This is a genomic window from Nitrospirales bacterium (assembly GCA_031315865.1).
Taxonomy (GTDB): domain Bacteria; phylum Nitrospirota; class Nitrospiria; order Nitrospirales; family UBA8639; genus JAGQKC01.
Genome location: JALDRJ010000002.1, coordinates 3,068,417 through 3,095,083 on the forward strand (window position 1 = coordinate 3,068,417; position 26,667 = coordinate 3,095,083).

The window sequence follows — 26,667 nt, forward strand, 5'->3', positions numbered from 1 at the left end:
GCTCTTGATCAGTGCGGCTATTCTGGTTATCAGCAGCAAAGTTCTTGATAATGGGCAGCGTGATGAGATTCGTGAAGTCTTAGAGCCCATGTTTCAGGAAGAGCACATGCGACTTAGCTCATACCACGTCGTCGCGGACAATCGAGACGACATTAAGTCGAACTTGATTGAATTGTGTGACGAAAAAGGCGCGCAGATAGTGTTGACAGTTGGAGGGACAGGCGTGCGTCCGACAGATTGGGCGCCTGAAGCCACGAAGGATGTCATCGACAAAGAAGTTCCGGGAATCGGAGAAGCTATGCGCGCTGAAAGTCTAAAAAAAGTGAGGACGGCGATGTTGTCACGAGGCATTGCCGGAATCCGGGGATCTACCCTGATCGTGAACCTTCCTGGAAGTTCACGAGGGGCTCGTGAAAACTTGTCAGTCCTTATGCCGATTCTCAATCACACGATCGGCAAAATATCCGGAAAAGGCAAACTGTCTAGAAAAGGCAAACTGTCTAAATGAGAGCTAATCATTCGGTTCAGAGAGCGGAGGCATTTCATGGCAACTGAGTTAAAGATGATTCAACCGTCGACGCCCAATAGCGGGGATGTCTGTACCTACATGTGGGCATGTGCGATTTGCGATGAAACAGAAACGTGTCAAAAAGATAAAGAAGGGCACAGTCGGTGGCTCGTCGCCAAACGTATGGAACGGATCGATTACAAGATCTTGGTGATGAGTAACAAGGGTGGCGTTGGGAAGAGTACCATGACGACTAATTTGGCTATCAGTCTGGCATTAAAAGGCTATGAGGTTGGCATCTGTGATATGGATATTCATGGTCCCAACATTCCCAAAATGGTCGGGGCAGAGGGACAAAAACTCAAGATCAGCACGGGCGGCGGCATCATTCCCCATCAAGTGTACAACCTGAAAATCGCCTCCATGTCCTTTTTGTTGCAGAATTCTGACGATCCCATTATCTGGCGCGATGCCTATAAATACGAATTCATCAATCAATTGTTGGGCGGGGTCGAATGGCAGGATTTGAATTTTTTGCTCATCGATTTGCCTCCAGGCACCGGGAATGAATCCGTGACGACCATTGATCTCATCGGCGATGTCAGTGGTTGCGTGATCGTCTCGACTCCCCAGGAGGTCGCGCTGCTCGATGCCAGAAAATCGGTGACGTTCGCGAGAGACAGTGAAATCCCAATCGTGGGTATCGTGGAAAATATGAGCGGGATGGATTGTCCGCATTGTCATCAGCATATCGAAGTCTTTCGGAAGGGTGGGGGAGAAGCCTCTGCCCATGATATGGGGGTTCCCTTCTTGGGACGGGTTCCTTTGGACCCTGAGTTGGTGAGGCAAAGTGATCGTGGCGAGCCCTACGCGTTGTTCCATTCCGATTTGCCGACGGCTGACGCGATCCATCATATCGCGAATCAAGTGGATGATTTTTGTAAACGCAAAGGGTCTTTGGTTCAGCCGTCCGCGCGCCCCGCGCCGTTTATGAAAAAGAAATAAACCGTCTCACATCGATATTCAAAACATCGAAGAAAGGTACAGTACTATTCCGATGAATGGCTTGACACCGTTGGAAAAGGCTCAGCAAACGGTCCTCGATGCCGCCGTTCCCCTTGGATGCGAGAAGATAGGATTGCTCGAGTCGACCGGGCGCGTCCTGGGCGAAGACATTATCGCGCCGCGTGACAATCCTCCTTGGAACAACTCCGCGATGGACGGGTTTGCCGTTCGCTGGGACGATATTCGACAGGATTATGCGATTTCCACGATTCCCGAACTCAGGATTATCGAAGACGTCCCGGCCGGGAAAATGGCCGAAAAAACAGTCGGACCTGGCGAAGCGATCCGGATTATGACCGGCGCGCCCATGCCAGCCGGTGCCGATACCGTCGTTCGCGTGGAATTCACCGAGCCACTTGGCCAGGATCACGTGCGGATTATGAAGCCTGAAAGCGGCAAAGGCGTTCATATCCGTCCACAGGGCGAGGACGTGAAAGAGGGAGAGTGCATTATCGCGAAAGGCACGCTGCTGCGGCCGGGAGAGATTGGCATGTTAGCCATTCTCGCCAAGTCGTTCGTGTCCGTGTATCACCGGCCCCGAGTGGCCATTGTATCGACCGGAGATGAACTGGCCGACCTCGACGAACGATTCGATGAAAATAAGATCATCAATTCTAATAGCTATGGGATTGCAGCAGGCGTCCAGGAAGCCGGAGGGATTCCGATTCTTTTGGGCATCGCCAAGGATCATCCCGATTCATTAAAGGAAAAAATTTATCAAGGTTTGACCTGTGACATCATCGTCTTGTCCGGCGGCGTCTCGATGGGCGACTACGATTTTACGAAGCCTGTGTTCGCGGAACTTGGCGCGGAAATGAATTTTTGGAAATTGGCGATACGCCCAGGCCAGCCCGTTGCGTTCGGGAAAATTCAACAGAGCCTGGCATTTGGCCTGCCCGGGAATCCTGTGTCATCCATGGTCACGTTCGATCAACTTGTCCGGTTGGCTGTATTGAAAATGGGCGGGCACCGTCAATTGTATCGCCCTGTGGTTCAGGCGGTGTTTCAAGAGACCTTTTCGAAGCACACCGATCGACGCCATTTTTTGCGTGGCGTCCTTCGGCAGGAAGATGGCGTGTTGACGGTCCGAACGACTGGTGGGCAAGGGTCGGGTATCCTCACGTCGATGGTCAAAGCCAATGGGTTAATCGATGTTCCAGAAGATGTCGAGCATCTCAAGCCCGGCGATACGGTCTCGGTACAGTTGTTGAGTCGAAACTTTTAGTTCATTCATGCCATTACTTATTTTGATTTTTTCATGAAAGTGTCGTGACACATGGCTCCTCCCATTCTGTGCTTTGTTGGACGATCCAACAGTGGAAAAACCACGTTAATTGAACGATTGATTCCCGAACTCACTCACGCCGGCTATCGAGTCTCGACCATTAAACATGCCGGTCATGGCTTCGAGCTTGATACCGAGGGAAAGGATAGCTGGCGTCATAAACGTGCCGGCGCGAGTACGGTGATTGTCCTGTCCAAGGGAAGTATGGCTATGTTTGCCGATGTGCCAGAAGAGATGAAAGTCGAAGAAGTTCGGGACCGTTTCGTGAATGCTGAAATTGACCTGATCATTGCGGAAGGGTGGAAGAGCGAAGGCTACCCCAAAATTGTCGTGGTTCGTGAATCCCTTGATGAAGTTCCTGTTTCACCAGACGGATTACTGGCGATTGTTTCGATGAAACCGATTGCTCAGGTTCCGGTGCCGTGTTTGGATCGAGATGATATTAAAGGACTTGCAGAGATCGTAATTAAGAATTTCCCTCTTTCCTCGTACACGTGATGGCTTCAGGCAAAGCCCTCGGTCTGATCGCAGCCCTGGTGGGTGTGGTTCTCCTCGGGGGTGCCGTAGCCATTCCCCTCACGAACGATCCGGCGTTTTGTGCCAGTTGTCATACCATCAAACCAGCCTATGATACATGGAAGGCGTCGACGCATAAGGAAGTCACGTGTGTGGCTTGTCATGTTCGGCCGGGAATCCAAGGGTTTCTTGAGGATAAAGTTCTGGCTGGCTTAGAGGATGTCGCCATAACCTTTTTCGGCACTCCGACGGAATATCATAATTTGCAGTCTCATGTTGCTTCGGATGTCTGTCTGAGCTGTCATCGCGCGGTCCTGCGGATTTCTGAAGTTTCAAGCCGAGACCTGCCCAGACGCGTTAAGGATGTTGGGCTCATCATGAGTCATCGAATGCATATGGAAGCGTTTGAGGCTAGAAACCAGGGTGAGGGTTGCACGACCTGTCATGCGAGAGTGGTTCACGGAACCCCGATAAAAGGCTATGATATCGTCATCCCGCGCGGGCATGCCGGTCTCGATGATCAACGCTATGAGCCGCAATACCCAAAGGACTCAAAACTTTGGGAGGCTTCGATGGCTGACTGTGTCCGCTGTCACGACAATCGGACGACTCATGAAGGACGAGTCGTCAGTAAAAAATGTGAAACCTGCCATCTCCCCGATAAAATTGGGGATTTCTTGTTTTAGTCTTATCCCATGGGAATGATGTCCCAACCGCTAGTGCAAGTCCGCAATCTGACGAAGCGGTTCGGCGACTTTTGTGCGGTCGACGATATTTCGTTTGATATCCAACCTGGTGAAATTCTGGGTGTGCTCGGCCCCAACGGGGCGGGAAAGACCACAACCATTCACATGTTGCTCGGGCTTATCACGCCGACATCCGGATCGATCCGGATTTTTGGATTGGATCTGGCCACGCATCGAGAAACCATCCTCCGCGACGTCAACTTTTCCTCCACCTATATTTCGATGCCCTTCTCGTTAACGGTTGAAGAAAACCTCAAAGTCATTGCCCGGTTGTATGGGCTCCGCGATATCCAGCAGAAGATTGATGCCATGATTAAGCATTTGGACATGCAAGACATTCAACATAAACTCACTCGAAAATTATCATCGGGGCAAATGTCTCGATTGACGTTGGCGAAAGCCATTTTGACTGAGCCGAAAGTTTTGTTGTTGGACGAGCCCACCGCCAGCCTTGATCCTGACATTACCCACAAAATCAAAGCGTTTTTACAAGAATATCGCCGTTCGGAAAATCTCAGTATTCTCTACACATCGCACAATATGCGTGAGATGGAAGAGATGTCGGATCGCATCATTTTCCTGCAACACGGAAGAATCGTTGCCGAAGGCACTGCCGCAGAAATTGTGCAGCGGTTCGGTCAAAACGACCTTGAAGAAGTCTTTTTAAAGTTGGCAAGAGAGGGACGAGACACACCGTGAACGTCAGGCGAATCGGAGGGCTCTTATCCCGTCACTTGTACTTATACCAGCGCAGCGTTGCACGTCTCCTTGAAATCTTCTACTGGCCATTTTTGGATTTGGTGGTTTGGGGGTTCATCACGATCTATCTGGCCAGGCAAGGCAATGAACTGCATGGTGCGGTCACGTTTTTTCTAGGAGCATTGATTCTATGGGATGTACTCTTTCGGGCTCAACAGGGGATTGCCCTCTCTTTCCTGGAAGAAATGTGGGCACGAAATCTGATGAACCTGTTCGCCAGTCCTCTCACGGTCGGCGAATATTTGGCCGCGACGATGGTGATGAGCATCTTAAAGGTGACGGCTGTTGGATCGTTGATGATGCTGTTCGCCCTGCTCGTGTACTCGTATGATATTTTCGCCATTGGAGTGGCCTTGATTCCCTTTATCTTCAATCTGCTGCTCTCTGGATGGATCATCGGCGTGTTGACGACCTCCATTATCATGCGATTTGGTCAGCAAGCGGAAGTGCTGGCATGGGGGATGGTCTTTCTCTTTCAACCCATATCGTGCGTGTTCTATCCGCTCGAGGTCTTACCGGAAGCTCTCCAGTACGTTGCCTGGTTCGTTCCGCCTGCCCATGTCTTTGAAGGCATGCGTCAGGTTCTCCTCAGCCACCAATTTCCAAGTCTTCATCTGATATGGGCGGCGGGCCTCAATGCTGTGTATCTTACGGGGATGGTCTTTTGGTTTTACCGTACGTTCAATATCTGCAAGGAGCGTGGGATGCTCGTGCGGGTTGGGGAGTGATTGATCGTGATCATCCGCGTTGTGAATCGGTCAGGAGCGGATAAAGGGTACTGTGCGTATTGGTGTAAAAATGTATGCTTCTTTAATTGCATCGAAGTCAAGGGGGAAACGAGTTCCGTCGGCGCAACAGCCCTCTCACCGAAGAAAAAATTATTGAGGTTGAATTAGGCTCGGATCAACCAGAGACTTCGTATCCTCGATGAACCATTCTGAATCGATAGCGCCGATCATTTCATCCGGGCTAATTTGTTGAGTCATGCGACCGCGTCGGACGAACCGATGCTCGAATGACTGAGCACCGCGCTCCATCACCTGTGCCTTGAAGGCTTCAATGTACTCGGGCTTGAACTGACTATTAAACGTATTGAACAGGACGACGTGCTTGCCATCGAAGCGGTTGTGCTCGGTAAAATCCCATATCGGTGGTGCTGGGCTGTACAGCCAGATGGGAGCCCCTAGGTAGACCGTCTCGAACTCGCCTAGATCGATAGTGCGCGGTGAGATATCGGCCTCATGCTTCCGCGCATCCTGCATTGCGCGTGCCCAACCCTGTAGCCCAAGACGATAGGCCGAAGCCTGAATCTCGAACAGTTGTGCGTCCAAACGTCTCGCAACATGTCGTGCTGCAAGGGCCGTGTTCCCAGAGCGAGAGAAATAGACGACAGCAATCCGACTCTTTTGCCCGTCACCAGGCGATCCGTATGGCACAAGCTTCTGAAGATCGCTGGCTTGACGACGTTCGATCCATGTGATGGTCACGGGGACGAGCGCCGCCACTACCAGGAGTAGGGTAAGCAAGGATAACAGGCATTTGAGCAACGAAGGGGCGGTCACGTGCTCTCCAGCTTCGATTTGAAGAACGAGTGTCCGGGTCGAATTCTAATTCATATACTTGTCGATAAAGGGCATGATTTTTTCGGGATAGCGCCCGAAATAATTATACCCATCCTTGAACCGCCGTGTGGTGTCCTCGATCCACAGTAATTCCTTCTCCTTGCTGCCGAGTAGATCGAAGGTTTCCTGTGCGTCTTCGGGATTACGAGTCCAGCTATCTTTCAGAACTTGCACCATCAACACTGGCATCTTTACGCTGGCGGCCCACAAATGCGGAGTCATTTCAGCAGCAACAAACGCACCCATCTTGAGCAGTTCCAGATCGATCAATTCCTGATACTGCCTCACGCCCTGCAACTCCGAGAACGCATCGTAGATCGCCGCCATGGAAACGACCATAGGGCTCACCATGCATTGCACGTTTTCAAACAGGTCAGGATGGCGGTGGATCGCGTGATATTGTGAATTTCCACCCATACACTGGCTGTAGAGGGCAACCTTCATTTTGGAGAGCGTCGGGTGGTGGTCTACAAATTTCTTGACCCCGACACAGTCACGCCACTCCCATTGCCCGATGCCGCTCAGACCGTTATTGGCAGCACTGCTGTTGCCGTGATTGCGAATGTCATAGGTGAGCACGTTGTAGCCAGCATCGGTCAGATGCTTGTATTGGATCACGAAGTCGATCTCCACCGCGTCATACAGGCTCCACGGTTCACCCAAATGCCCAGGAAAGCCTGAACGACACATCGGTAGCGCGTGGTTAAAGATGACCAGCTTGTTGCTCGCGCCACCCTTAGCCGGGATATACCAGGCCTCCAGCGGAGTGCCGTCGTCTGAGGGAATGACGAGATCCTTCCAGCCAGTCATCCCATAATCGTCCGGTGTTTTGTGGAGCACGCTGCGCAAGGGGCGAACGATGTTGGCCATCCCTTTGACCTTTTCATAATCCTCAGCGGAAATGGTTTTGAGTTGTTCCAAGGCCTTATCCATACGTTCTTTGGATATTCTGCTCATGATATTTTTCTCCTTGTCAGGTTGCGGGCGAAGTGGCACGGCTTCGACGGGATGATTATTTTCGATAATCCCTCTTGTTCACTGGAGGCTTCCTGTATGTTCACTTTGAGTCAACAGCGGTCTTAACCGTACAGTTCTGGATGAGTACGCGTAAGATAGAGAGAGGTGGAGGGAGGAAAGTAAGAAACGAAAGCCGCTATTTTCGCATTTCACCCACGATGTGGCCCATCTCCGGCAAGATGAGTTCTTCCATGGCCAATTGCACGGCGCCCCTGGACCCTGGAATTGAAAAAATGACTCGGCCTCGATAGAGACCGGCCACGGCACGACTCAGCATGGCTGGAGATCCGATTTCTTTGTAGCTTAAATGCCGGAAAATTTCACCAAATCCATCAAGGCGTTTTTCTAACAGTCCCGCCACGGCTTCGAAGGTGGCATCCCGTCGCGAGATCCCAGTTCCTCCGTTAATAATTATGGTTTCGATCGCCTCATTTTCACCCGCCTCTTTGAGAAGCCGTTGGACTTCTACCGGTTCATCTTTGATGATTTCATAGACATGCACTTCGTGATGTCGCTGCTTCAGCAGATGCTGGATCAGTTGGCCGCTCGTATCGGTCTCCGGGGTTCGGGTATCACTGCATGTCACGACCATACAGCCGATGGCTTTGGGGCCAGACTCTTTATGTTGCACGTGGGAAGGGGCGGTCGTTGAGCTTGTGTGAGGGTGATGATGTCCTGACATGCTATTTCGCCTTGGCCGGTACTCAGCCCCAGACTTGATCGGGCTTCAAGTCAGCAACCGGTTGTCCGCCCTTAATATGTCCATCAAGGATTTTAGGGACATCTTCTTCCTTGACTTGAGAATACCAGGTTCCATCTGGGTAGACGACGACCGTTGGCCCTTGCTCACAGGGACCAAGGCAGGTCGACCCGGTCACGAGCACTTCTCCCGGTTGGACACCCCGTTCGATCAATCCCATGTTCAAAGCCATGAGAAGGTTTTGTGAGCCTTGTGCGCCACAAGAGGGCTTCGGATGACCCGGCGGCCGTGAATTCGTGCAGACTAAAATATGATATTTGGGTTTTGGCATGAGCAAGTCCTCCTATTCGAGCACGGTGTTTTGATAATGGTTTCTTCTACGTCTATCTGGTACGGCAGAATCGGAGTGGAAGATGATGTGGTGAGTTAGTGAGGACGGAAAAGTTCCCACATCTCCGTACACTCATCTGGAAGCTTCCAATGGCGAACCCCGGTAAGGATCCAGTCTAGATAATGATCTTTGGCCTTAAATTTTCCGATGGCATGAGCTGAATGGGTCAGCACGAGTTCTTTTTGATCATCCTCTGTGATGACGTGGACTTCGAGGTGTCGAAATGCCCCGTCAGGCAGATCGCCTTCAAACTTGTCCAACTCTTTGAGGTCTTCATCCGTGATTTCTAAGACCACGCCCCAAACCCGTTCCCCTTGTGATGGCGCAATGGTTGCGAGCCCACATCGCCATTGCGAAGACCATCGACAGAATTGAATCGTATGGTCTTGGAGGTAAGCCTTATACAGGAACTTGTGTTCAGGAGCCCGGCGTTTCAACTGAGTTGGATTGAGATTGTCTGCATACACGAAGAACTTCATAGTATTTCCATGAGATAGACAAAGGAGGAAGGTGAACGACAAATTTGTTTTACCATACCACCTTCCAGAACTGTCAAGAAGTGGAGAAACAGGAGGTTAGAACTGAGATGATGCAGGAAAGGTCACTGATGTTACGATTTTGGTCGCAGGATAAGGCGTCGTTGTGTTTGGTCAAGGTGCCACTGGAATCCGTCCAAGAAATTCAGCCCGAGTAGCCCATTCATGTTTTGTCCAGAATGATCGCCGAAATCCAAGACTGCGACGGGGAGGTTCGTTCGCTCAATTTCTCCGACTCGTATTGAGTCGATCTTCGCTACCCAGGCTTCCACTTGACCGTTGGCAGTTTTGACCGAAAGTTTTGGCAGGTACGGGTCTGGGAACAGTCCGAGCCTATCGGCGAGTTGAGTCGAGATGGTTGTGATCGTGGCCCCACTGTCGATGATCAGATTGGTCTCATGCAGATGATTCAGTTCAACGCTTGCCAACCACACGCCATTCCACTCGAGGGGAATACTTTCCTCATCATCGATGCTAGGCAAGGTTGCGTCATTTCCCTGCACGATTGTTGAGAGCGCCGCATGGACCTGACTCTTATCGACATCTTGTAAGAAGTCCCAGGCCAGATGTTTGAACACGAAATGTTGCCCGAGTACGAGCACAGTGAAGAGGAAGGCCCATCTGACTAATGGGGTATTCATCGCAAAGGCACAACTCCGTCACAAAAGAATCCTCAATAAGGAGACGCAAGGCCTCGCCGGCTGGTGTTTTGTACTTCGGCTGATGAGATATTGAGCTTGACAAGAATTTCTCCCATCAAGTCGATAACGGACTATTTGAGACGCCAGAAGGCTTAGAAATATCTCGCATCGTTCGTTTCAGTTTGCCTAGGTGAGGGGAAATTCTTACCCGGTGTCGAGGGTTGTGAGCCCATTTTCGCCTGTTCTGCATGTTTCCAAGCCATCAGCATGACGGCTCATTTGGCATAAAGTTTGAACCGTGTGGTCTATGACTGGGTAGTCTTGGCGGGGCACTCTGTCTAATAAGGAGCCGATGATGGAACAGAATCTACAAATTTTAGTCGTTGGTGGAGATGCCGCGATTGAGAGAGAGTTTGAATCAGCCTTGCAGGGGGTGACGGGCTGTCACTGCGTCACCTCGTATGCCGCGAATTATCGACGGGCAGAAGAAATGGCATTAAGTCGTCAGCCCAATTTGATCTGTGTCGACATGGAGCAGGACTTCGATGAATTGAAACGCTTTACGCAAGATATGCGGCACTTACTTCCTGATACGACAGTGGCTGCGATGTATCGACCGGATCAATTGAGTGCTGAACGTTCAGAAAGTGCCATTGTCATCGACGGGATTCGCGCCAACATCAAAGATTATTTGCGGCACCCACTTTCGAGCACCGAACTTCGGCAATTGCTCGATCGCGTATATGCGCCACGGTATTCAAAGCCCGTGACTTCGGGCAAATTGGTCGCTTTTGTGAGCAATACGGGCGGGGTCGGGAAGTCGACGTTAGCCGTGAATGCCGCGACGCTGTTAGCGACGAGACATCCTGGACGCGTGTTATTGATTGACGCTTCGCTCCAATTGGGCGTCTGCTCGGTGATGCTTGACTTGCTTTCGCCCACTTCGTTGGTGGATGCCGTCAGGGAAAAGGATCGATTGGATGAAACGCTATTGCGGCAATTGACCACGACGCATGCTTCCGGGCTCAATGTCTTAACCGCACCGTTCGATGCCGTGGAGGGGGCCGAAGTCGATGAAGAGTCCATGTATCGTATCCTGAATTTTGCCCGCCGGACATTTGACTATGTCATCGTGGATTCGTTTCCGATTTTGGATAGCACCGTCATTTCGATCCTGGATTTGTCGGATGTGGTCTATGTCGTCATGTTAGGAACTGCCCCAAATGTCGTGGCCACCTCGAAGTTTCTTCCTATTTTAGAGGGACTTGGGGTCCCTCAGACGAGACATCGTCTGCTCTTGAATCAAAATTATCGATCCTTTACCGGGAATCTGAGCTCGAGAGACATTGAAGAACGTTTAGCCCGTCGCTTCCATCATGTGTTCCCTTACCAGAAGCAATTGCGTGCATCGGCCAATGCCGGAATACCATATTGTCTGAATCATTCCAAACGATTCGGGTTTTATCAGAGCTTGCACCGGTTGGTGAATGAAATTGAATGTCTCGACCCGTCGGATCAGTCCTTATCACTGAAGCCCTACAAAGAATCGTCCTGGCGACAATTCTCAGAACTCGTCGAAAGGTGGTGGCGTGGATAGTCAGCGCAATGGACATACGACGCTCACTCGGTCTACGTATCGTGAACGCCTCAATCGTTCGTTGACGACAAGATTGGCCTCACGCTTGCGAGCCACAGAACGGCAGTTTTCATCGACTATTTTAAGCGAAGGGCCGGAGAAAGATCGCAGATCCTTCGATCGTCCCAAGGCTGATTACACGACGATTAAGGGCATGCTGCAAGAACGGATGCTGCTGGAAATCGGCGAACAATACTTATACGGAAGCAGTAGTCATGAGGTTTCTCGCGCCATACAGGATTTCACCACACGTATTCTTACGAAGGAGCACATTCCTCTGAATGAAGATGAACGACGAACTCTTGCGGATGAACTGACGGAGGAGACGATCGGACTTGGCCCCTTAGCCCCGTTATTAACCGATCCGGCTGTCACGGATATCCTGGTAAATGGCCCAGAGCATGTCTACGTCGAACGGTTTGGTCGAATCGAACGAACGGAGGTGAAGTTCCTCAATAAGGAGCATATTGCACGAGTCATCGAACGTATTGCCGCACAAATGGGAAGGCGCATTGATACTTCCTGGCCCATGGCAGACCTTCGGCTGACGGATGGAACCCGTGTCAACGCGACGTTGCCTCCCGTTTCGACGGATGGACCGACGCTCTCCATACGACGTTTTGGCCGACAACGATTACGCAAGCATGATCTCATCACGCTGGATGTGATGTCCTCGGAAATGGCCATATTTTTGGGATTTGCTGTTCGGGCTAAGCGGAATATCTTGATCTCGGGAGGAACGGGAGCGGGGAAGTCGACCGTACTCGGTGCGCTCGCGGAATCAATCCCTGCGCATGAACGGATCGTCACGATCGAAGATACTGTTGAGCTTTCGCTCGATCAGGAGCATGTGGTGCGGCTGGAGACGCGACCAGCCAATATCGAAGGCCGTGGAATCATCAATACGCGAGACTTGCTGATCAACACGCTTCGCATGAGACCGGATCGGATCGTGGTTGGCGAAGTTCGCGGAGACGAAGCCGTCGATATGCTTCAGGCTATGAATACCGGGCATGAAGGCAGCATGAGCACCATTCATGCGAACTCTCCGCCTGATGCGCTCTCCCGCTTGGAAACGATGGTCATGATGGCCGGATCGGATTTGCCGTCCTTCGCCATTCGAGAGCAAATTGTCTCAGCCATTCATCTAGTGATTCACGTCAGGCGTTATGAAGATGGACTGAGGCGGGTCGAACGGATCTCAGAGGTCGTGGGCCGGGACGGCGTGAAAATCATCATGCAGGACTTGTTTCAATACCATCGTCCAGGAGTCCACGGTTCGGGGACGGGATATTTTGGGTCGTGCGGAGTCGTCCCACGGATGCTTCTGGATTTTCAAGAGTATGGTTTGGATGTTCCATTTAGTTTATTTGAAGCGAGAAATCATAATGTCGTGGTATGAATTCGGTCTTTTGTTCGTGTTTTCAGGTCTGTCTGCCGTCGCCGGTTATGCCTGGTGGGATATCCGGACGAGACAGCGGTATGCCCGCCGTTTGGAGGGCCTCTTCACCTCGATTCATGAACGCCATTTTCAACGTCGGATTCACCTGTTTCCTAAACGGCACCGGTTTCTCTCCATCATTTTGAGTGTTGGTCTGTTTGTGGTTCTGGTTGAATTTCTCGATATCGCTCTTCCATTCGCTTGTGCGGCGAGTGTCTTGACAGGTGTGGTGAGTTACTTATTGGAAGCGCATTTCGTTCGACGTCAACTCGATGAAATTGAACAACAACTGGCGGATGTGATCGATCTCATTATCGGGTTGCTTCACACCGGGTTAACATTGCCGAAAACCTTGGAGATGGCGATGCATGAAACACGGAAGCCACTCAAGCCGTTCCTCGTCGATATGGTGAGCCGCATCCGTTTAGGTGATGATCCGCCCTCTGTGATTCAACAGCTTGCCAAACAAATACCTCTCGAGACGTTTCAACTTTTTTCATCGATCCTGTCGGTGCAATGGTGGAGCGGGGGGCGTTTAACGACGACGCTCATGAATGTCAGCGCCGTAATTCGAAGTCGTCTCGAGCTTGACCGCCGAATCCGGACGCAGAGCGTTGAATCCCATCTCTCAGTGCTCTCCATCTTATTTATCACGTATGGCTTGTCGTTGCTGATGTGGTATCTCAACCCCGTAGGAATGGAAGCGTTCTTGTCTACGCCGGTGGGCTCCTATCTTGGCGCCGGAGCCATCATTGTTCAAGCATTAGGAATTCTTTGGATTGCTCGATTAAGTAGGATTTCTTTTTAAGTCTCATGGCGCACGTTACGCTCCTGTGCATTTTGTTTTTATGTTCCATTATCTGTCTGATCGGTATTCGTGCTCTCTATCGGCGTCAACAATGCATGAAGCGGATTGGAGAACTGGTCGGGATCGCCAAGGAAGAAGAAGGCCCACGAGAACGACGAAGTCTCATGCGAAGATGGCTGGCTTTGGCCGGATTCCGACATGCTTCGGCATCACTGTTTTTTCTCGGCTCGATGGTCGCCTCATCTTGGTCCGCACTGATCCTTCTGGCAGTCTTGAACTACTTGGCTATTTTCAATGGTCCCATCGAAACACTCCTACGCGTGCCCAGTACGTTTGTCCACATGGTAGGGCTTGCAGGATATGGTATTCCTCTCCTCGTATTCTTTCTAATTGCCGGCATGCCGATTTTTGTCGTGAGAGGGGCGCGGACGAAACGTATCAGACAGGTCGAACAGGACCTGCCTTTGTTCCTTGACCTTCTGTCCACATTGGCGGAAGCCGGGATGAGTTTTGATTTGGCGCTTGGAAAAATTTTGAGCTCACAGCCATCGGCGCGCGCACTCAGCATGGAATTTCGGATTTTTCAACGGGAAGCGTCTTTAGGCATCTCCCGTTTGAAGTGCTTCCGGCGTCTCTCTCAACGTCTCTCGATACCCTCAGTCTCTCTATTTATCGCGGCCCTGATTCAAAGTGAGCAACTCGGCGCCAACGTCGCGGAAACGCTTCGCCGGCAGGCCGAAGACTTGCGGCATCGACGGCAAGAACAGGCAATGTTGCATGCCCAGGGATTGTCGGTGAAACTCGTCTTTCCCCTCGTGCTGTGCTTTCTTCCGGGAATTTTCATCGCCACGCTCGGCCCCACCGTCTATCAACTCATTCATATTGTTGGCGGAGTGACGGGGGCCTTTTAGTTGGAACCAGCCTCTCACATGGTTTTCGTTCACCGGCATCTGAAACACCTGGTCCAATTTAGTCTGGTGCCGGGAAGCAACCATCGGGTGCAAGTTGCCAATACTACGAATCAGACCACTAAAACAAGGCCTGCTCCTAGGTTCTGTGAATAACGAACAAGGTTGTAGGATAGGATGACATCAAGCATGTTATTTGTCAGTCGACATAAGGAAGGGTCTGTATGTACGAACGCAAAGTGGATCCGCGAGTAACGAGGCTGTCGTAGGCACGTGGGAATGTAATCCAGTGGCGGATTCGTAGGAGTGGAGTCGTGGTGGCCGATGCCATCCGGTTTGTGAGTGCGGGGACGGGTGCGGGAAGTGGCCTCTACTACGCGCGCCCCGATCATCTAGGCACACTCCAGAAAATGACGGATGGCACGAAGGCTCTCGTGTGGGATGCGGTCTACGCGCCCTTTGGGGAGATGCACAGCCTTACGGGGACAGCGTCAAACAACCAGCGGTTCCCGGGGCAGCTCTTTGATGCAGAGACCGGCTTCCACCAGAATTACTTCCGGGATTATGATCCAAGTACAGGCCGGTATGTCGAAAGTGATCCGATTGAGAGAGGTGGCCTTAGGAGCTTATTATTGCAAGCTGTTTGCAATAACTTGACGCCGTCAAAGGGCTTTGCTACAGTTTTGACCCCATGACCACCTTTCGATGCCTTTTCCCGCCCCGTGTTCTTTCCGGGATTGCACTGATTACCGCTGTCTTCTGTATCAGTCTAATGCCCTTTTCTGGGGCGCTGCAAATTCATCATGTCTTCGCGGCGGTCGATCATGATAGTCATGAGCATTCTGAATTTGATCTCTGCCAGTGGGTTCTCCATCATGCCAACGGTCTGTCGGCCTCCACTGTGCTCGACTCGGTCGCCTTACCCCTTGAATTGAGCCAGGTTGAGCGTGATCGTGATGTATCTCTGTGTTCGTATCTTGGTTCGTTCAGCCAATCTCCCCGACCCCCCCCAGTCCTTTTTTCTTTCTTTTCATAATTCGTTCTTATTCGTCATCGTGTCTCGACGCATCCTCGTGAAATGGCGCTGATGTGCGCGGCATGAGCGAATCCTGTGATTTGAATGGAGTAAAGAGAAAGGAAAACTCTATGGGTGGCGCGAGAAAGGCCATTGGCCGCAGGTTTCATCTATCTTCGTGTAGTTTCGTCTTCTGTCTTTTTATGTTGTTTGCGGTGTCGGTGTTGGCCGAAACCGACACAACGCGGGAAAATGCTATTCAGCAGCGTATGCCCGGGGCAAACGTCCAAAGTGCACCCAAAGACCTGAATCCTCGAACCGGCGGGATGCCGATGTCTGATCCAAGCTCCCTGTCCGAGGCATATCAAGCCAATGATGAGAGAGCAGGCCCCCCCAGATCCGAGCGGCCGTCCGCGCTTGAAGAGCGTCTGCCTGGTGTTGAGATCACGACGGATCCCAAGGACTTGACGCCGCGGACGGGTGGAATGCCGATGGAAGTACCTATTGAACTCGATCAACCATTGGACACACGGGAAGCCGCGATACTTCGACGGCAAAAGCTGTTGAATCGATTCAATCCGGCTATCGGGCTCGTGTTTGAAACGGTTTTTGGGTATACACAACGGCGTCAACGCTTTCTTGGAGGCGATGGGGAGAATGCGCTTGAAGAGGTGGGAACCCGCTTTCCAAAGAATGCGGCCGTCGCACTCAGGACGATCGAGCTTTTCGCGTCGGCCGAGGTGGATCCTTTTGCGCGCGCGTACCTGATCGCCTCCGGCCATGCCGAAGGTATTAACGCGCGAGGTACGGAAGAATTCGGAAAGGCGGCATTTGAGATCGAAGAAGCCGCGATTCAAACGACGTCCCTGCCGTTCAATCTCTCTGTCCGGGCAGGGCGGTTTTTTACCGATTGGGGCTTTCTGGGGCGTCGGCATGCTCATGACCTTCCCCAGATCGACGTGCCGCCATCCCTTGCCCAGATTTATGGGAACGGGAACCGAACCGATGGGATCGAACTGACCTGGCTTGTCCCTGTTTCATTCTATCTGCAAGTGAACACGGGGTATGGGTATAGCTTTGGGCTTCCGGGGGAGGGGCCGCTCGCGGGTTTGCAACGTCAGGTCATTAACGGGAGTGTGATTTTTGGGTCGATCCGGACGTATGTAGACCTTGACGACGATCACAATATCGAGATTGGGTTTTCCGGTCTTTATACACCGCAGTCGAGAGTACCGGGAGCTACGGACGAAGCTCTGCTTGCCGTGAGTAACGAGGATCCTATCGATCGACACACGTTCAACGTGGATTTTCATTATCGCTGGTATCCCCTGGGGCGTGGATTGAGACAAAGCTTTTCCCTTCATGGAGAAATTCTGTACGATTTCGGACAGGGTCGTCGCGATATCTTTGGGAACACGGTCTCGCGTGGCGCATGGGGCGGCTATGCCTATGTGGAGTATCGCTTCAGTAAACGGTGGAGACCTGGATTCCGGTTCGACTATCATCAATTGCCGAGTGAGCCGGCTCTCGTCACCAATCCGCTTAACGGTCGAGCGGGTACGACAGTCAATTCTTCAGGAAAACGGACAGACTCCATGACTTTTTCTCCTTACATCACGTTTTACCCAAGCGAGTTTCAGCGATTTGTGCTCCAATACAATCATTCGGATTACGGAAATACCTTTGCGCCCAATAATCAAGTGCTTTTTCAATGGCAAGTCGTAATCGGGAGTCATCAACATGGGTTTACTGAACGAAACTAGGGTACGGGTCGTCATGAACCTGGGGCAAGTCATGAAAGCGGCAGGAATCGGATTGCTCTTGGTCGTCAGTTTAGGCATGGCGGAACGCCCGCCCGTCGAGCAGGGTGGGCGTCTCCGTGTCGTCACGTCTATTCCTGATTTGGCCAACCTGACATCCCGCATCGGGGGCGATCTTGTGACGGTCGAAAGTCTGGCGAAGGGATTGGAAAATCCCCATGGCGTACCGATCAAACCAAGTTTTCTTCCGAAGTTGAATCAAGCCGATGTGCTCGTGGTGATGGGATTGCAGAATGAGCATGCCTGGCTGACGGCATTAATCGATGTCGCCAGAAATCCCGTTATTCTTCCCGGAAACCCCGGGTACATCGATAGTTCGATAAAAATTTCTCCCAAACAAGTGCCTGAAGTTCTGACACGTCAAGAAGGAGATTTGCATCCTCTGGGGAACCCTCACTTTAATCTCGATCCGGTAAACGCCAAGCTGATGGCTCAGGCCATTTCCGAAGGCTTAACGCGGGTCTATCCAGCCGGTAAGCCCTATTTTGAGGACAATTTACGGCAATTTGAAGCCTCGATCGATTCGAAGATGGGGGCATGGCAAAAGCTAGCGGCTCCCCTTCGGGGCATACCGTTCGTGTCGTACCACCAGGACACGATTTATTTTGCTGAACGCTTTGGCTTGAAAGAAACAGGACAAATTGAAATTCGTCCCGGCATCGAGCCGACGCAGCGTCATTTAGCAGCGTTAGTCGAAAAAATGAAGCGGGAACAGGTCAAACTCGTTCTCCGGGAGCCGTACTTCAGTGATCAACTACCGAATTGGCTGGCCGAACAGACTGGCGCTCGCGTTGCCAAGTTTCTCATCATGGTCGGCGGAAGTCCTGAAGTGAAGACCTATGAAGATCTGATTGATTTCAATCTTCATTCCATATTAAAGGCGGTTCAGGGGGAGAAGGAATCTTTTCATGAGAAGTAGGCCATGAACACACTGTTGTCCTTGGAACATGCGACCATCGGCTATCATGACCGCGTGGTCCTTCGTGATGTTTCGTTTGACATTTCCCCAGGCACGTCACTGGCTCTCATTGGTTCTAATGGTTCCGGTAAAACGACTTTCCTGAAATCCTTGGCTGGCATACAACCTCTTGTACGGGGGACGCTCCACCTTGGGACACGGTCAGATGGAGGCCTTGTGCGAGTCGGGTATGTGCCCCAGCGTGGGATGGTCAATGCCCTAGTTCGATTAAAAGCCAGGGAAGTCGTAGAGATGGGAACCTATGGCCTCCTCCGGCCATGGCAAGGTCTAGGGCCAGATGAACGTGAGCGGATTCGGCAGAGTCTTATTGCCGTAGAACTGTTGGATAGACAAGATAAGCTCTATTCTTCCCTCTCAGGAGGACAACAGCAACGGGTATTGATCGCGCGTGCTTTGGCCACGCGCCCTGATCTCTTGCTTTTGGATGAGCCTCTGGCGAGTCTTGATCAGGCGTCTGTTCAATCTATCAGGGAGGTGTTTCTGAAGCTTCAAACCGAGTTGAACGTGGCCTTAATATGGGCTGATCATGCTCTTCCAACGTTGGAAGGCATTCTGTGCGAAGCCTTGATTATCGAAGACCAACATCTCCGAAAACAGGCATTTGATGCGAGTCTCTACTCTGGCAGTCCATGTACCTTACTAAGTGGGGATTCGTTCGTTGAGTGAACTTTTTGACATTCTGTCGCCTTCATACGTGCTGAGGAATGCCTTGTACGGTAGTGTGATGGCCGGCATGATATTACCACTCGTGGGAAGCCTGATGTATGTTCGCCGCATGGTTTTCCTCGGGGTGATGTTGCCGGCAATTTCTGCTGCAGGGATTGCGATGGCCATTTTTTGGCATGCGACGTTTCATCTCGATACACAGCATAGTGACTTTGCTTTGGCATTGATGGGATCAACAGTCCTCACTACCGGTACGTTACTGATACTCGCGTATTTGGAACGACATGGCCATGTCGGGGTAGATGGAAGAATCGGCGTGCTCTATGTTCTGTCCGGAGCCGCAACCGTGTTGCTTCTTGCGAGCGATCGAATACCGGAGGCCGGAGCGTTGAGCCTCTTGCAAGGACAAATCATCGCTATTTCAGACTCTGATTTGTTGCTGTTAACGGTGTGTTTGAGTGTCATTTTGTGTATATTGTGGCTTTTCCGCAAGGAATTGTTGATGGTTTCCGTCGATCGCGACCTGGCTATTTCACTGGGCAAACGTGTGTGGGTTTGGGATATGGTGCTGTATGGGATCGTCGGGTGCACCGTTTCTTTGGGGGTTTTGATCGTCGGACCATTGGTCACGTTTGGGTTTCTGTTACTCCCGGCGATGATCGCGCTACGGATGAATGTGGGAATTTGGGTGGCTCCCCTCATCGCCGCCGCCGTGGGAATCGCGATGGCCTTCGGTGGTTTTCTGGCTTCCTATTCGCTTGACTGGCCAACCGGTCCTACGGATATCGTACTGGGCTGTGTGATGTTGGGAGGCGTGAGTCTCAGCCAATGGACCGTACAGAAATTGAAAAAAGGGAAACATAGTGTGACAGAACCGTCAATTTCTTCATGATTCATTTCCCCCCATGGTCTTTCTGCCGTAAGCGGTCCTTTAAGCGATCCAATTCCCGATGCTGTCCTTCCAATTGCTGCTGAAGCTCTTCAATTTCCTCTTCTATCGCTCGCATATCTTTGGACTTATCGTTCGCGCGTAACGGGTCTTCCTCTGTATCAATCCCTGAAGAGGAGTCCTCACGAGTACTTCGGAATGCTTCAAGATCGATCGTGAGGGACCCAATGTCGGAATAAAGGGGTAACGTCCCGTCTTGCGTGCTGGCATCGGTTCGTGCGACCTCGGAAGGATAAAACTGTAAAATCCAACGCTTGATGCGCGTCGGAGAAAAACTCGCTTTCGACGAGACCTCTTTCTGTCTCATATCAGCTTGAAACTTGTCGAGACCGATGTGCGCCGAAGCGTTGGTCATGTAGAGCGTGCCGCGCGTCAGGGTCGGAGGGATCGCTTGAGGTTTTCGACGTTCAAACTCCACGTACTCTTCTGATGTCGCCTGACTCAAGGCGTCGTGAATGAACGGACCGAAAAACTCAAGGTCTTCTTCCGAAAAGACCGGGAGTACCTGCCCTTCACCACTGACGAGCGTCGCCAATAATGCTTTGTCTTCCTGAATACGCAGCCCGTGTAGTATGTCTTGTATCGATAACAAACTGATGGGAGATGGGTGGGAGGCATGATTGAAGCCTTCAGGGAACGTTTTCAGGATAATTCGGCCGCGCGAACTCTCGTGAATCGGCGTCTCGACTTGAGGGAGAGCGAGGCAACTCGCAAGGGGCAGGGAAATGGCCAGCAAACAGATGACCTGTGAGACAAACAATTGACGATTCATACGTGACAGGACTCCTCTGATGCCAAAGTCATTTGGGACTAATTGCGTTTTCTTTTGCATGAGCATGTTAGCACGTTTTTCGATGCCTGACTTCAAAGCGCGGAGGGAATACCTGCTCATGTTTACAGAGAGGACAGCGAGTAGGGCAGGTCAGGCGGTGACGGTCTCGGAAAATAAAGCCGCAATGCCGACAGGCTGCTGGATGTACGTGAAACTGTTGGGTCTCTTGATGTTTTAGACTTTTGATGATGTGCGTGAGGTGATCTTCCACCTCCCGTTCAGAAATGCCAAGGTTACGTGCGACATCGTAGGATGAATGGGGAGTCTGTTGAAGAAGTGCGAGAATGCTTTGTCGAATGGTTCGCATTGATCAGGCCGGTTTTCCTGCAGAAGATGGCACGGTATTGGAATAGGATAAAAGTGCGCAAGTACTTAAACCTAGATGGACGATTCTTTCATGAGAAGATTTCTTGGTGATTATGTCTTTGTGTTGCAGATATTGTGGGTGCCAGAGGTGAGTCATGCCATATCTTGGCTGTCTGGAGGTTTTGGAATGGATAGGCAATTTTTTGTGTTGGCTATAAAATGACTGAACCATATTCAAGGTAACAATTTTCTCCTGTTACCGGGAAAATCTCTACCATTGACTCTAGAAACTAATCGGAGTAAAGATGGTTAAAGACATGTAAGCGTGAGTCTTGGTTTTCTGCCTCTTGATCCACCGTTTGACGATTGAAAGAGTGTTGATTTCTCACTGAGCAAGAGATCCTGGAGTTTTTCGATGGGTTGGAAATCACAAGAACCTCCTCTCAACCTCATTCATATTCTTCCTAGTGAACGGAAAAAGCCTAAGGCTCAATTACCACACGATCAGTCTCAAAATCTACGCATTCAAGTAGGCGATGAGCCGCTGTCGATGAGGACGGAGTCTCTTGCGCGGTTTGTCCGCTTGTGTCGAAGAATGTTCAACCTGGTCGGTGCTGGGATGAGCACGATGTGGTCCTGGTGTCGAAAGGCGTGGAAAGCTCTTTGTGGTGGAACCGTGGTATCTGGGATCGCTTTGTGGACGTTGATGAAAAACGTGTTTTACGGAGGACATCAGATCCTCCTTCGATCAGGGCAAAGTCTTCAACTGGTCTCCGGGAAAGTGCAAGCGGTGCTTACAAGAAAAAAAGTTATGTCTTATCGCCATTTGGAAGAGTCTTCGTCGCCTATTGAAAAAACGGTGATGGATTCACCACGTCAGCTTGAACATGATGAACTCTTGCTGGAAGTCCATGCTCTTCGAGATCAATTGGCGGCTCAACGGAGTGAGCTGGCGAGAGTCAATGCGCAAATGAGTGAATTGAAGGCACTTGCCCTATCTCAGCAACAAGTGTTGCTGCACCTGGGACAGGAACTTGAATTACTTGAATCGAAATCAGTTGGGCCAGAGAAACCCTTGCCAAAGAAGACCAAGTCGCCGCGTTCAATGAAAACCTCAAAAACTAAATCACTACCTGCTGCGTTGAAGCCTGTGGCAGAACCGTCTATTCATCTACAGTCCCCTCGATAAGACTTCGTTCCCATCTCAGCTCATTAGCAGATACGATTCAAATCCTTTCGAATCAAAGGAATATTGCTGGCCATTGGATGAAACCCTGCATGTTCCGTTTGGTTTTCAGGTATTGTTGATGCTTTGCTGGATGTTTCTTCTCACTCCTCTTCTCATCATCGCCATGATGTTTTAAGAAGTTTCCTCATGTACTTCATAAATTTCATTGATTCTCCGAAGGATATGAAAGGCTGAGATAGGCCAATTGTCGTTCTCTGTCTTGACCATAGAAGAAACGGAGCATGGTTATAGGAGGTCAGTTGTGAGAGAGGGGCTCTCGCGAACACGGTTTCGTGGGCAATTATTGGACCTGATGACTCGCAAACATCATTGGGCCTGGCCGAAATTTTCTAGTGATGCTGTCAACAAAGACCAGCTTAAAGTGCATTTTCAGCAGGAATACGAAGTGTATGTTCGAGATTTTCCGGTGTTTCTGGCGCGTATTTACGGCCACAATCCACCGGCTTCTGTTCGTGCCATGTTAGCGGAAAATATCTATGAAGAAGATACGGGAAGACTATCGCTTGGGGTCTCGCATCCGGAACTCTTCTTAAAGATGATGAAGGGTGTTGGCTACCCACGGCAGGAATTTTCACAGATTCGACTACTGGCTGCGAGCCGACGGTACAGGAAATGGCTGGATGAGATCTCAGGATGTGGTGATTGGATCATGGGGGCAGCTGTCTTGACTATTTTCGTTGAGGGAAGCCGAAATGATCGGCGAGAAATTCGAGCGGCTTCCAAACCTCCGACCAAACAACGATTGGAAGCCCGTGTGCGGGAACATCCGTTGGTTCGCTATCATCGTGTGCCGGCACGGTTCATGGATTTAACTCGTGCCCATCTCATGGTTGAAAATGGCCATCGGCATGATGCGTATCATATGGTGGTCAATCATGCAGTGACCCGCAGGCAACAAGAAAAAGTGCTTTCGGCATTGAGAAAAACGTTACGTTTGTGGCTCCACTACCGGGAGGGCATTGCTCGGGCATGTCTGCTCAAGCAATCGTGAATAGGATCATCGAATTGCTCCTCCCATATTTCAATTTTCCGCCTGTTGAACTTCCCAAGACGCAAGCGATTGAGCGATCGGACTGCTTTCTGTTCGCTTCACTTCCCGAAGAATCCTTTATCATTCGACAGCTTCGAGGTCACCGTTCTTTTCAAGCAACTTCCCCTTGTTGACAGACCTGTCTTGAATTTGGTAATTGCAATACACTTGCAATAACAAGTTGCCGTTACATGAAGAGCACGATCGATCAAGACCTTCGAGCCGCAGGACATCGGCTGACCAGAACCCGTCGAGCCGTCCTGGATGTGCTTGAACGCACCAAATATCCCTTAAGTGCGACGGAACTATTTGAACGATTGAAACGTAACCGTGTGTCAATCGATCTGGCCACTGTCTACCGGACCCTTACTGTCTTACGTGAGCTTGGTCTTGTCACGCAGGTTGAGCTTCACCAGGAAGGTCAGGTCCGTTTCGAGATTCAACACGGACGGGAACATCATCACCATATTCGTTGCCATGGATGTGGCCGTATTGTCGACCTCCTGTTGTGTCCTCTGAAAAAGCTCACAGCACTGGTAGAACGCGAAACGAAGTTTGTGGTGGATGAACATACATTGGAATTCAGCGGACTCTGTCCTAAATGTCAGTAAACCTATGAAAACATTCGGTCTCACACTTTCCAAGGCTGGATCGCTGGCCTCTCTCGTATGCGCGGTGCATTGTGCTTTAACGCCTTTGGCTTTGCTGGCTCTCCCCGTGATCGCCGCTCACTCATGGGATGGATTGGATGTCATTCTTGGTGGATTTCTCGCAGAGACGACGGAGTGGTTTTTTGTGGGCATCATCAGCCTGCTGGCGGGGTTTGGCTTACTCGCCACCTATCCGCTCCACCGCGATATCCGTCCGGCTTATCTGACGGCTGTCGGTCTTCTCTGTCTCGTTCTTTCGCACGTCTGGATGGTGCCGAGTAGTGCGGGTGAAATAGTACTCGATGTCATCGGAGCTTCTCTCATCGCTTTCGCGGGATTCTGGAATCGTCGGCTATGTCATTGCCTGGGATGTCATACCCATGAACATACTGATGATTCTCAAGCGTCTACTGCCGAACACGTCGCCTAACTTTTCTTGTGTTTTTCCCACAAGGGAGTTACCTGGCCTCAATACCTTGATCGTGAGGAGGAGGGAAGGAGGCTTATAAACGGGAAAAATCCCTGCCAATTGTTAAGACGACTTGTCTCGAAAATACGACATTGTCGTCCTAGAGTGACGAGGCGAGTTTGGTAGGAAATGAACGTTGCATTCCTATCTGTAGCTCATAGAGTAGAGCTTCCGTTTCTTCCCAGCCCAGACAGGCGTCAGTTATGGACACTCCGTAGTTGAGTTCCATGCCTTTTTCCCATTTTTGGTTGCCTGGGTGGAGATGACTTTCCATCAAGAGACCCATGATCGCGTCCTGCCCATTGCAAAATTGCTCAAGAACGGAACGTGCGACATGAGCCTGACGTGTGTGGTCTTTATCTGAATTGCCATGGGAGCAATCGACCATCACCGGTCTTGAAATGTGTTCTTTCTCGAGAGCTGAAACCGCTCTGGCAATATCACTGGCCTGGTAGTTCACTTTGCCCCCACCGCCTCTTAGCACAATATGACGGTCTTGATTACCGTTCGTTTTGATGATGGAGGTCACCCCATCCACATTTATCCCGATAAAGCTTTGTGGGTGGCGTGCGGCGATCATGGCATTGAGGGCTACTTGGAGCCCACCATCTGTTCCATTTTTAAAACCAACGGGCATCGAAAGGCCGCTGGCCATTTCCCGATGCGTTTGACTTTCCGTCGTGCGAGCGCCAATCGCCGCCCAGCTGATAAGGTCGGAGATATACTGTGGGGTCACGGGGTCAAGAAATTCCGTACCACAGGGAATGCCCATGGCATTAATGTTGAGCAGAATCTTTCGCGCCAGTTGGAATCCGGCATCGATGTCACAGCTATTATCGAGATGAGGATCGTTAATGAGCCCTTTCCAGCCTACCGTGGTTCGCGGTTTTTCAAAATACGTACGCATAATGATCACGAGTTGTTCGCGCGTCTTATCGGCGACGACCTTGAGGCGTTCCGCGTATTCGTATGCGGCCTGAGGATCATGGATAGAGCATGGGCCAACGATCACGAGCAGACGTTGACGGTCACGCCCATCCAGAATGTCTTGAATCGTCTCGCGGGTGTTATAGACGAGCAGCTCGCTCGCCTCGGGAAGTGGAAGTAAATTTTTTACTTCGCGCGGAGTCATCAAGGGTCCGATATCTATGATGTTGCGATTATCGATTTGCTCACGCATGACTAGTCTTCCTCATTGATGCCACTGAATAAATAAACGTGGAAAAATTCCCGTTTGGCCGAATGTTTTATTCGACGATGATCTCAAACTATTTTCGCTGTTCCTGAAAATTGTTTGGGAAAGTGCATTCTATAAGGAGCGTTGCGTCGTGTGCAAGTGAGCCGTCTCAGGCGGTCGGAGGACCTGAAGAAATTCGATCGTGGGCACGAAAGATTTCCGGGGCATCACACGACGGTGTTAATCAGTTTGGCCTGCTGGGATGTGAACCACTTGAGAAGGTCCTGCCGTGCGACATCGGACTCTGACTGAAATCGAAATTGTATTCCCATAGTCAGTCCCGGTGCCGGATCTATCCATTCAATGTTTCCTGAAAGCTTTGAGTTATGTGATGATCCGGGAAGCCGGCAGGTGATGAATATTTGGAGGCTCGCGACTGTAGGCCAGGCTTCGGCTGGAGCTGTCAATTGACAGCCTGTTGGGCATAAGTCACCAATCGTGACAGGGAGCACAGCGAGGACCGTGGCGTGATGGCTTAATGGTCTGGCTGTGCCTGGTATTTTGACTGTGAGCCTGGGGTAGACTCTTGCGGCTTGGTGCGAAATTTCTGCGGGGGGAGTGAGTCGCAAAGAATGTGCCTCCGGCATGATTTCTTGTATGCTGGTTTCGAACTGATAGGTTTCGCCATCGAACAAGGAACGCCCTTTCACCAGGGCTCCTACTGTCAGGCTTTGTAATGTCGTGTCCTCGGGAATCGAGCAGAGCAAGGAATGGTCAGGTCCTAATCCTAGTAGCTGAGACCTGAGGATCAACGCGGCTGTTTCGCTCGGGAAGGTGAGCCAGAGGGTATTTGAGCTAGATGATAAGAAGGTCCGTGATTGATGACTCATTTTAAAATTATCTCATATGCAGTCTTTATGAAATGAAGCATGAAGAGCGAGGATCG

General features: G+C 50.9%; 29 protein-coding genes. 20 read left to right on the top strand and 9 right to left on the bottom strand.

All coding sequences use genetic code 11. From position 1 onward, the window contains the following. Positions 1–4 precede the first annotated feature (4 nt). From MRJ96_13965 to MRJ96_13995, 7 genes are read left to right on the top strand one after another with little or no spacing between them, the layout of a single operon-like run. Positions 5–508, top strand: a complete 504-nt coding sequence (locus MRJ96_13965) for a MogA/MoaB family molybdenum cofactor biosynthesis protein (protein MDR4502550.1) — start codon at positions 5–7, stop codon at positions 506–508. Between the two features lie 36 nt (positions 509–544). Beyond that, on the top strand, positions 545–1,513 hold the full coding sequence (locus MRJ96_13970) for an Mrp/NBP35 family ATP-binding protein (protein MDR4502551.1): 969 nt from the start codon (positions 545–547) through the stop codon (positions 1,511–1,513). 52 nt (positions 1,514–1,565) lie between these two features. Then, positions 1,566–2,798: a molybdopterin molybdotransferase MoeA gene (locus tag MRJ96_13975; protein ID MDR4502552.1), complete on the top strand. Its 1,233-nt coding sequence runs from the start codon at positions 1,566–1,568 to the stop codon at positions 2,796–2,798. A 51-nt stretch (positions 2,799–2,849) separates the two neighbouring features. Beyond that, entirely contained in the window at positions 2,850–3,356 is a 507-nt protein-coding gene (mobB, locus tag MRJ96_13980) for a molybdopterin-guanine dinucleotide biosynthesis protein B (GenBank protein ID MDR4502553.1), read from the top strand. Beyond that, a complete protein-coding gene (locus MRJ96_13985; GenBank protein ID MDR4502554.1) occupies positions 3,356–4,060 on the top strand; it encodes a NapC/NirT family cytochrome c in 705 nt (234 codons plus the stop codon). The genes mobB and MRJ96_13985 overlap by 1 nt, the downstream gene beginning before the upstream one ends. Positions 4,061–4,069: 9 nt before the next feature. Further along, complete coding sequence (locus MRJ96_13990; GenBank protein ID MDR4502555.1) at positions 4,070–4,819, top strand: ABC transporter ATP-binding protein; 750 nt, start codon at positions 4,070–4,072, stop codon at positions 4,817–4,819. After that, positions 4,816–5,607 (top strand): ABC transporter permease, encoded by a 792-nt coding sequence (locus tag MRJ96_13995; protein MDR4502556.1) that lies wholly within the window; start codon positions 4,816–4,818, stop codon positions 5,605–5,607. The genes MRJ96_13990 and MRJ96_13995 overlap by 4 nt, the downstream gene beginning before the upstream one ends. A gap of 150 nt (positions 5,608–5,757) precedes the next feature. Here the strand turns inward: MRJ96_13995 and MRJ96_14000 are convergent, their stop codons facing one another. The 6 genes from MRJ96_14000 to MRJ96_14025 all read right to left on the bottom strand — a co-directional run bounded on the left by MRJ96_14000 (position 5,758) and on the right by MRJ96_14025 (position 9,786). Beyond that, complete coding sequence (locus MRJ96_14000) at positions 5,758–6,441, bottom strand: hypothetical protein (protein MDR4502557.1); 684 nt, start codon at positions 6,439–6,441, stop codon at positions 5,758–5,760. Positions 6,442–6,486: 45 nt separating this feature from the next. Next, complete coding sequence (locus MRJ96_14005) at positions 6,487–7,458, bottom strand: alpha/beta hydrolase (GenBank protein MDR4502558.1); 972 nt, start codon at positions 7,456–7,458, stop codon at positions 6,487–6,489. Positions 7,459–7,654: 196 nt separating this feature from the next. Continuing rightward, positions 7,655–8,200 carry a MogA/MoaB family molybdenum cofactor biosynthesis protein gene (locus MRJ96_14010; GenBank protein MDR4502559.1) on the bottom strand — a complete coding sequence of 182 codons (546 nt, stop codon included), beginning with the start codon at positions 8,198–8,200 and terminating at the stop codon, positions 7,655–7,657. 22 nt (positions 8,201–8,222) lie between these two features. Then, complete coding sequence (locus MRJ96_14015; protein ID MDR4502560.1) at positions 8,223–8,549, bottom strand: (2Fe-2S) ferredoxin domain-containing protein; 327 nt, start codon at positions 8,547–8,549, stop codon at positions 8,223–8,225. Positions 8,550–8,644: 95 nt separating this feature from the next. Beyond that, a complete protein-coding gene (locus MRJ96_14020; protein ID MDR4502561.1) occupies positions 8,645–9,088 on the bottom strand; it encodes a gamma-glutamylcyclotransferase in 444 nt (147 codons plus the stop codon). A 131-nt stretch (positions 9,089–9,219) separates the two neighbouring features. Then, positions 9,220–9,786, bottom strand: a complete 567-nt coding sequence (locus MRJ96_14025; protein ID MDR4502562.1) for a retroviral-like aspartic protease family protein — start codon at positions 9,784–9,786, stop codon at positions 9,220–9,222. Positions 9,787–10,138: 352 nt separating this feature from the next. Here MRJ96_14025 and MRJ96_14030 point away from each other — a divergent pair, with 352 nt between their 5' ends. The 9 genes from MRJ96_14030 to MRJ96_14070 all read left to right on the top strand — a co-directional run bounded on the left by MRJ96_14030 (position 10,139) and on the right by MRJ96_14070 (position 19,951). Beyond that, positions 10,139–11,383, top strand: a complete 1,245-nt coding sequence (locus MRJ96_14030) for an AAA family ATPase (protein ID MDR4502563.1) — start codon at positions 10,139–10,141, stop codon at positions 11,381–11,383. Beyond that, complete coding sequence (locus MRJ96_14035) at positions 11,376–12,824, top strand: CpaF family protein (protein MDR4502564.1); 1,449 nt, start codon at positions 11,376–11,378, stop codon at positions 12,822–12,824. Before MRJ96_14030 ends, MRJ96_14035 begins: the two co-directional genes overlap by 8 nt. Then, on the top strand, positions 12,811–13,671 hold the full coding sequence (locus MRJ96_14040; protein MDR4502565.1) for a type II secretion system F family protein: 861 nt from the start codon (positions 12,811–12,813) through the stop codon (positions 13,669–13,671). Before MRJ96_14035 ends, MRJ96_14040 begins: the two co-directional genes overlap by 14 nt. 5 nt (positions 13,672–13,676) lie before the next feature. Beyond that, complete coding sequence (locus MRJ96_14045; protein MDR4502566.1) at positions 13,677–14,582, top strand: type II secretion system F family protein; 906 nt, start codon at positions 13,677–13,679, stop codon at positions 14,580–14,582. Between the two features lie 314 nt (positions 14,583–14,896). Further along, entirely contained in the window at positions 14,897–15,274 is a 378-nt protein-coding gene (locus MRJ96_14050) for a hypothetical protein (GenBank protein MDR4502567.1), read from the top strand. A 451-nt stretch (positions 15,275–15,725) separates the two neighbouring features. Beyond that, positions 15,726–17,357 (top strand): hypothetical protein, encoded by a 1,632-nt coding sequence (locus MRJ96_14055; protein ID MDR4502568.1) that lies wholly within the window; start codon positions 15,726–15,728, stop codon positions 17,355–17,357. Next, positions 17,335–18,333: a metal ABC transporter substrate-binding protein gene (locus tag MRJ96_14060; GenBank protein ID MDR4502569.1), complete on the top strand. Its 999-nt coding sequence runs from the start codon at positions 17,335–17,337 to the stop codon at positions 18,331–18,333. The genes MRJ96_14055 and MRJ96_14060 overlap by 23 nt, the downstream gene beginning before the upstream one ends. A 3-nt stretch (positions 18,334–18,336) precedes the next feature. Then, the gene (locus tag MRJ96_14065; GenBank protein MDR4502570.1) at positions 18,337–19,059 is read left to right on the top strand and encodes an ATP-binding cassette domain-containing protein; all 723 of its coding nucleotides are present in this window, start codon (positions 18,337–18,339) and stop codon (positions 19,057–19,059) included. Beyond that, positions 19,052–19,951 (top strand): metal ABC transporter permease, encoded by a 900-nt coding sequence (locus tag MRJ96_14070; protein MDR4502571.1) that lies wholly within the window; start codon positions 19,052–19,054, stop codon positions 19,949–19,951. The genes MRJ96_14065 and MRJ96_14070 overlap by 8 nt, the downstream gene beginning before the upstream one ends. A 1-nt stretch (position 19,952) precedes the next feature. Here the strand turns inward: MRJ96_14070 and MRJ96_14075 are convergent, their stop codons facing one another. Next, positions 19,953–20,780, bottom strand: coding sequence for a hypothetical protein (locus MRJ96_14075; GenBank protein ID MDR4502572.1), 828 nt, complete (start codon positions 20,778–20,780; stop codon positions 19,953–19,955). Positions 20,781–21,561: 781 nt separating this feature from the next. On the opposite strand from MRJ96_14075, the gene MRJ96_14080 reads away from it, so the two are divergent. From MRJ96_14080 to MRJ96_14095, 4 genes are all read left to right on the top strand, one after another. After that, entirely contained in the window at positions 21,562–22,335 is a 774-nt protein-coding gene (locus tag MRJ96_14080; GenBank protein ID MDR4502573.1) for a hypothetical protein, read from the top strand. Positions 22,336–22,636: 301 nt separating this feature from the next. Beyond that, the gene (locus MRJ96_14085) at positions 22,637–23,386 is read left to right on the top strand and encodes an iron-containing redox enzyme family protein (GenBank protein ID MDR4502574.1); all 750 of its coding nucleotides are present in this window, start codon (positions 22,637–22,639) and stop codon (positions 23,384–23,386) included. Between the two features lie 230 nt (positions 23,387–23,616). Beyond that, positions 23,617–24,036 (top strand): transcriptional repressor, encoded by a 420-nt coding sequence (locus MRJ96_14090; GenBank protein MDR4502575.1) that lies wholly within the window; start codon positions 23,617–23,619, stop codon positions 24,034–24,036. Positions 24,037–24,040: 4 nt separating this feature from the next. Beyond that, entirely contained in the window at positions 24,041–24,505 is a 465-nt protein-coding gene (locus MRJ96_14095) for a MerC domain-containing protein (protein MDR4502576.1), read from the top strand. 139 nt (positions 24,506–24,644) lie between these two features. Here the strand turns inward: MRJ96_14095 and MRJ96_14100 are convergent, their stop codons facing one another. Further along, the gene (locus tag MRJ96_14100; protein ID MDR4502577.1) at positions 24,645–25,724 is read right to left on the bottom strand and encodes a 3-deoxy-7-phosphoheptulonate synthase; all 1,080 of its coding nucleotides are present in this window, start codon (positions 25,722–25,724) and stop codon (positions 24,645–24,647) included. 224 nt (positions 25,725–25,948) lie between these two features. After that, positions 25,949–26,611: a hypothetical protein gene (locus MRJ96_14105; GenBank protein MDR4502578.1), complete on the bottom strand. Its 663-nt coding sequence runs from the start codon at positions 26,609–26,611 to the stop codon at positions 25,949–25,951. Positions 26,612–26,667: the final 56 nt, after the last annotated feature.

Excerpts from the sequence above, each read along its gene's own strand:
- MRJ96_13970 (MDR4502551.1), top strand. The coding sequence starts at position 545 with ATGGCAACTGAGTTAAAGATGATTCAACCGTCGACGCCCAATAGCGGG.
- MRJ96_13975 (MDR4502552.1), top strand. The coding sequence starts at position 1,566 with ATGAATGGCTTGACACCGTTGGAAAAGGCTCAGCAAACGGTCCTCGAT.
- mobB (MDR4502553.1), top strand. The coding sequence starts at position 2,850 with ATGGCTCCTCCCATTCTGTGCTTTGTTGGACGATCCAACAGTGGAAAA.
- MRJ96_13985 (MDR4502554.1), top strand. The coding sequence starts at position 3,356 with ATGGCTTCAGGCAAAGCCCTCGGTCTGATCGCAGCCCTGGTGGGTGTG.
- MRJ96_13990 (MDR4502555.1), top strand. The coding sequence starts at position 4,070 with ATGGGAATGATGTCCCAACCGCTAGTGCAAGTCCGCAATCTGACGAAG.
- MRJ96_14005 (MDR4502558.1), bottom strand. The coding sequence starts at position 7,458 with ATGAGCAGAATATCCAAAGAACGTATGGATAAGGCCTTGGAACAACTC.
- MRJ96_14010 (MDR4502559.1), bottom strand. The coding sequence starts at position 8,200 with ATGTCAGGACATCATCACCCTCACACAAGCTCAACGACCGCCCCTTCC.
- MRJ96_14015 (MDR4502560.1), bottom strand. The coding sequence starts at position 8,549 with ATGCCAAAACCCAAATATCATATTTTAGTCTGCACGAATTCACGGCCG.
- MRJ96_14020 (MDR4502561.1), bottom strand. The coding sequence starts at position 9,088 with ATGAAGTTCTTCGTGTATGCAGACAATCTCAATCCAACTCAGTTGAAA.
- MRJ96_14025 (MDR4502562.1), bottom strand. The coding sequence starts at position 9,786 with ATGAATACCCCATTAGTCAGATGGGCCTTCCTCTTCACTGTGCTCGTA.
- MRJ96_14030 (MDR4502563.1), top strand. The coding sequence starts at position 10,139 with ATGATGGAACAGAATCTACAAATTTTAGTCGTTGGTGGAGATGCCGCG.
- MRJ96_14040 (MDR4502565.1), top strand. The coding sequence starts at position 12,811 with ATGTCGTGGTATGAATTCGGTCTTTTGTTCGTGTTTTCAGGTCTGTCT.
- MRJ96_14045 (MDR4502566.1), top strand. The coding sequence starts at position 13,677 with ATGGCGCACGTTACGCTCCTGTGCATTTTGTTTTTATGTTCCATTATC.
- MRJ96_14055 (MDR4502568.1), top strand. The coding sequence starts at position 15,726 with ATGGGTGGCGCGAGAAAGGCCATTGGCCGCAGGTTTCATCTATCTTCG.
- MRJ96_14060 (MDR4502569.1), top strand. The coding sequence starts at position 17,335 with ATGGGTTTACTGAACGAAACTAGGGTACGGGTCGTCATGAACCTGGGG.
- MRJ96_14065 (MDR4502570.1), top strand. The coding sequence starts at position 18,337 with ATGAACACACTGTTGTCCTTGGAACATGCGACCATCGGCTATCATGAC.
- MRJ96_14075 (MDR4502572.1), bottom strand. The coding sequence starts at position 20,780 with ATGAATCGTCAATTGTTTGTCTCACAGGTCATCTGTTTGCTGGCCATT.
- MRJ96_14080 (MDR4502573.1), top strand. The coding sequence starts at position 21,562 with ATGGGTTGGAAATCACAAGAACCTCCTCTCAACCTCATTCATATTCTT.
- MRJ96_14090 (MDR4502575.1), top strand. The coding sequence starts at position 23,617 with ATGAAGAGCACGATCGATCAAGACCTTCGAGCCGCAGGACATCGGCTG.
- MRJ96_14095 (MDR4502576.1), top strand. The coding sequence starts at position 24,041 with ATGAAAACATTCGGTCTCACACTTTCCAAGGCTGGATCGCTGGCCTCT.
- MRJ96_14100 (MDR4502577.1), bottom strand. The coding sequence starts at position 25,724 with ATGCGTGAGCAAATCGATAATCGCAACATCATAGATATCGGACCCTTG.
- MRJ96_14105 (MDR4502578.1), bottom strand. The coding sequence starts at position 26,611 with ATGAGTCATCAATCACGGACCTTCTTATCATCTAGCTCAAATACCCTC.